Source organism: Candidatus Methylomirabilota bacterium (assembly GCA_027293415.1).
In the GTDB taxonomy this organism is placed as follows: domain Bacteria; phylum Methylomirabilota; class Methylomirabilia; order Methylomirabilales; family CSP1-5; genus CSP1-5.
The window spans coordinates 1-3,827 of the sequence record JAPUFX010000189.1; the positions used below are offsets into that span (position 1 = coordinate 1).

Below are 3,827 nucleotides of genomic sequence, written 5' to 3' on the forward strand. Positions count from 1 at the left end.
CCATACCCTCACGGCGCATATAAAGGGTCAAGATGTTCCGAAATTCCGATCTCCAAAGAAGGGGCACAGCCCAATGATCACGACGAAGGACCTCTTCGGACACTTTGTTCCTATCGCCAGGAATCAGTAGATAGGCGATCAGGTTGGAATCGCCACTATCATGGGCGCCCGGTTCGCTTCGCTTCTTCGAGAAGGTCATCTGTAAGCCGACCGGGCAAGCTCTCACGATGTTGGCGAATCTCCACCAGGTAGGCATCCACGTCGACCTTGCGCGGCATAACTGACGACACAAGTATCGCCAATACCTCCCGGTTGAGACTTCTGCCGTTGCGTTTCGCCCGCTGCTTAAGGGCTTTGTGGATGTTCTGTGGGATGTCTTTCAGGGTAATGGTTGCCATATAACAACCATATCAAAACCATTTTGGTTGTCAATAGAAATTGAGGGCTAACGCTTGGCTCACCGGCAGGCTTTTCCGCACGGTGCAGCCGGGTGTTATGATGCCAAGTTATTTCTCTTGTAGAATAGCAAAGGCGTCAATCCTGGGCTGGATGGCTTCCAGCACTTCTTTTGCGACCTCCTCGGGCTTGATCCTTCCCTTTGCGATCGCCGATGCAACACACAGGTCGGGGTCCAGGTCGTTGTAGTGTGAGAACATCCTTCGGGACGGCCCTCTGTCATACTCGTGGATCAAGACACTGAGTTCTCCTGCGCAGATCTTCCCCTCCTTCCATTTCTGGAACTTCTCCCACAGCCCGTCGAGGTGCTCTGCAATCTCCCTTTCGTGGGCCTCCATCTTTAGCTCAAGATGAGCTTTCCGTATTCGTTTCGAATATTCCCGCATGGTGAGGTCCCTCATCATCATAACGAGTTTGTAGAAAAACCCCTATTTGGAAAAAATCGTTGTTCGTAAGTCACTGAGTAATAAAGAGAAAAAATCTCCCAAGTTTTAAAAATCCGGCTTTTCCTACAGACTCAACGCTCAAGCTCAGCCGCGCCCAAAGGCGCCGGTCTGAAGCGACGAGTTAGGCTGGAGAAAATAATATCCCCCTTTTTTGCGCGGCCGCGTATTATACTGAAGGCAGCGGATACGTGAAAAGCGGCAGTTGCAGTCCCATAGGCTACTTTCCCGCTAGTACCACGTGTGCCTCCATCGGGAACGCCAGCCCATCGGAGCTTATATATGGCTCGAATGACGTCCGGAGCGCTACGACTAAAGCCGCCCGTGTTTGATCGTTCAGTTTGCTGACGGCGTTGGCCAGCCGGCCCTCTAACTGGTAGTCGGTGAAATCGTTGGCCGAGACAAATCGAGCCGTGAGGGTCTTGGTATGCTTCCGCAGCGTGGAGAATTCCACCATCCTAAAAATTGCAGAAAGTTCATCGAGATCGCCGAGGGCGAATGGTTCTCTCACGATGGCCGCCGCTTCTTCTCCAACGAACTGTGCCACGGTGCGCTCAAGCACTTGGTAGCCGATACTCTGGCTGAAGACGCTGAGCCCCAGCTGTCCTCCTGATACCAATACGCGCTTCATCTCTCGAAGGACAGCAGGCCGATCCGGCACGTACTGCAGGCCCTGCTGGCACAACACGGTGTCAAACGCTGCATTAGGGAAGGGCAACTTGGTTGCGTTGCCTAACTGCCACTCGACGTGCGCCTCAATGGGCACCGGCTGCGCACGGGCTACTGCTAGCATCGCTTCGTTGGAGTCCAACCCTACGACCCGGCCAGTTGGACCAACCTGAGATGCCGCCAAGCGGGCGACGATGCCGGTACCGCAGGCTACGTCCAGCACCCTCATTCCGGGGGCGATCGCTACTGTATCTAACAAGTCCCTCGCCCAGGTGCTGAAGATGGCGGGGACCATGATCCGCTCGTACGCTGCGTTCGCACTGGTGAAACCGTAACTGCTTTCAGGCATGCTAACTCTCCCCGGGATTCCCCGTCATCAGGTAGTTAGCTCAATTCAACGAAGAGTGGGAGGCCCCGATTGTGTCCGGGTAAACTCTCGGATCTTTAGTGTTGGGGGACGTTGCGACTTTTATGGCTTTTCATTTCGATTCCAGGAGCCTCCGCCAGCGCTCGCCGTCACGATTACCTCGTCGCGCAGCCCGGTACACTGACTCCGGCCTCACACCCAATGGCACTGCCAGCTGCCTCCCGGTCCGCCCTAACCACTCCACCCACAGATACGCTATCCCCTCTCGTACCCGACACAACTCGGCTCTACGTCCTCCCCCTTCCACGCTCTCGACACGAACCCTCTCAACTTGACACACTCGTTCTATGAGAACCTTCAGAGACACTGCCCGCCTGCTACCCCCCCTTGGCCCATGCTCACTCCGCTCGATCTCCTCCCGCATTTGCTCTACAAACTCCGTGCCACCCAAAATTCGTTCATCCCCCGCGTACCCCTCTCTCCCCCGCCGCAGCCTATGCACCACTGCCCACCCTCCCGCACTGCGAATCAGTCCTCCCCCCTGAAACTCGGGTCTTCTCCCTCGATCAACCCCGTCTGCGACAAATCTTTGGTACTGCGCTCGTGCCTGTTGGGGTCTCTTGGCAAATTGCTCCAACACCATCTGCGTATCTTGCCAACCATGATCATATCTCCCCAGCAACGTCGCATGGCCACTATACCGATACCTGCCTAATCCCCGCAGATCGCGCACGACCCCGATGCGAAGGGGATTGAGATGCAGATAGCGAATCAGCTCAAGAAAGTAAGGCTCCTCCTCACACACGATTGACTTGTAACGATTTTGAAACAGGTGGCCACTGCGCCGATGACGACGGTTAAAGGTACCTGCATAGCCCGTTAACAACGAGCGCATACTGCGCGCCAGCGGTCGTTGTGCTGTCCGCACGAGCAAATGGAAGTGATTGGGTAGCAAGGCCCAGGCATATACATGAAACGCCCCAGAACTGGCCAAGGCCCCGAGACGGGCGACGAAGTCGTTGCGATCCAAGTCATCGCGAAAAATGGCCTGCCGCATGATTCCACGGGCCATAACATGATGTAGGACGCCTGGAGCATCCAAGCGGGGACCACGAGGCGTGATAAAATATTTAACAAAAAGCCATAAAAGTCGCAACGTCCCCTAAGACGGATCATGACCAGCTTTCGTTACCGTTTTGCTTGCCGGTCTTTCCGTTCGCCGTAAATGAAGCCGACTATGGCCAGTTCCGTGGTTCCGATGGCGACTGCGTCAGAAATTGACATCACTGCGAAATGTCACGAGTAGAATGCCGCCTAACGCTCAAGCTCAGCCGTTGCTGTTATGCGATCGGTCTGAAGCGTCTGGTTAGCCGCCTTCCTTTAGACGTTTTCTGATCCACGATGGATTCCTGCGACAGTCCAAGACGGCATGCACACGAACCAATTCTCCCTCCACGTCGTAGTAGACGGCAAAAGGGAAACGCTTGGACAAGCAACGGTGATAGCCGAAAACGACTTGATGAACTCCTGCGTATAGAAGCAGCGAATCAATGTCTGAGAACAGGCAATCTAAGAAATACGATCCGAGTCCGATCTCCCGGTTTTCGTAGAAGTGGAAGCCCTCGATCAAATCCTCCTGGGCTTCATCCAGGATCTCGATTCTCACAGTAGCTTTTTGCGAATCTCCGCTTTGGCCGTCTCCCAATCGACAAATCGAGCTTTCCCCTCAGCGATTCGTTGGTGTCGCTCATCGAGGATGTCTTTGTGCCAAGGGGGTGACTCAAAGGACTCTGGAGAACGGGCGATGTCCTCCCAAAGCAACTCCATCGCCGCAAGCTTTTCATGGAGCGTCATCTCTTTTAGAGGTAGGGTTGTTGGCATGATTTCACTAT

At 54.5% G+C, this 3,827-nt stretch carries 6 protein-coding genes; all 6 read right to left on the reverse strand.

Annotation, left to right across the window (positions count from 1 at the left end; all coding sequences use genetic code 11):
• Positions 1–158: 158 nt before the first annotated feature.
• Complete coding sequence (locus O6929_12845; protein MCZ6481267.1) at positions 159–398, reverse strand: Arc family DNA-binding protein; 240 nt, start codon at positions 396–398, stop codon at positions 159–161.
• A gap of 108 nt (positions 399–506) precedes the next feature.
• The gene (locus O6929_12850) at positions 507–794 is read right to left on the reverse strand and encodes a hypothetical protein (GenBank protein MCZ6481268.1); all 288 of its coding nucleotides are present in this window, start codon (positions 792–794) and stop codon (positions 507–509) included.
• A gap of 325 nt (positions 795–1,119) precedes the next feature.
• The gene (locus O6929_12855) at positions 1,120–1,917 is read right to left on the reverse strand and encodes a class I SAM-dependent methyltransferase (protein ID MCZ6481269.1); all 798 of its coding nucleotides are present in this window, start codon (positions 1,915–1,917) and stop codon (positions 1,120–1,122) included.
• A 130-nt stretch (positions 1,918–2,047) separates the two neighbouring features.
• Complete coding sequence (locus tag O6929_12860; protein MCZ6481270.1) at positions 2,048–3,007, reverse strand: transposase; 960 nt, start codon at positions 3,005–3,007, stop codon at positions 2,048–2,050.
• A 294-nt stretch (positions 3,008–3,301) separates the two neighbouring features.
• The gene (locus O6929_12865; protein MCZ6481271.1) at positions 3,302–3,601 is read right to left on the reverse strand and encodes a type II toxin-antitoxin system RelE/ParE family toxin; all 300 of its coding nucleotides are present in this window, start codon (positions 3,599–3,601) and stop codon (positions 3,302–3,304) included.
• Positions 3,598–3,827 (reverse strand): addiction module protein (locus O6929_12870; GenBank protein MCZ6481272.1); only part of this gene is annotated, 230 nt, incomplete at its 5' end. The genes O6929_12870 and O6929_12865, both read right to left, overlap by 4 nt.

Coding starts and splice junctions, on each gene's coding strand:
- O6929_12845 (MCZ6481267.1), bottom strand. CDS start 398: ATGGCAACCATTACCCTGAAAGACATCCCACAGAACATCCACAAAGCC.
- O6929_12850 (MCZ6481268.1), bottom strand. CDS start 794: ATGGAGGCCCACGAAAGGGAGATTGCAGAGCACCTCGACGGGCTGTGG.
- O6929_12855 (MCZ6481269.1), bottom strand. CDS start 1,917: ATGCCTGAAAGCAGTTACGGTTTCACCAGTGCGAACGCAGCGTACGAG.
- O6929_12860 (MCZ6481270.1), bottom strand. CDS start 3,007: ATGGCCCGTGGAATCATGCGGCAGGCCATTTTTCGCGATGACTTGGAT.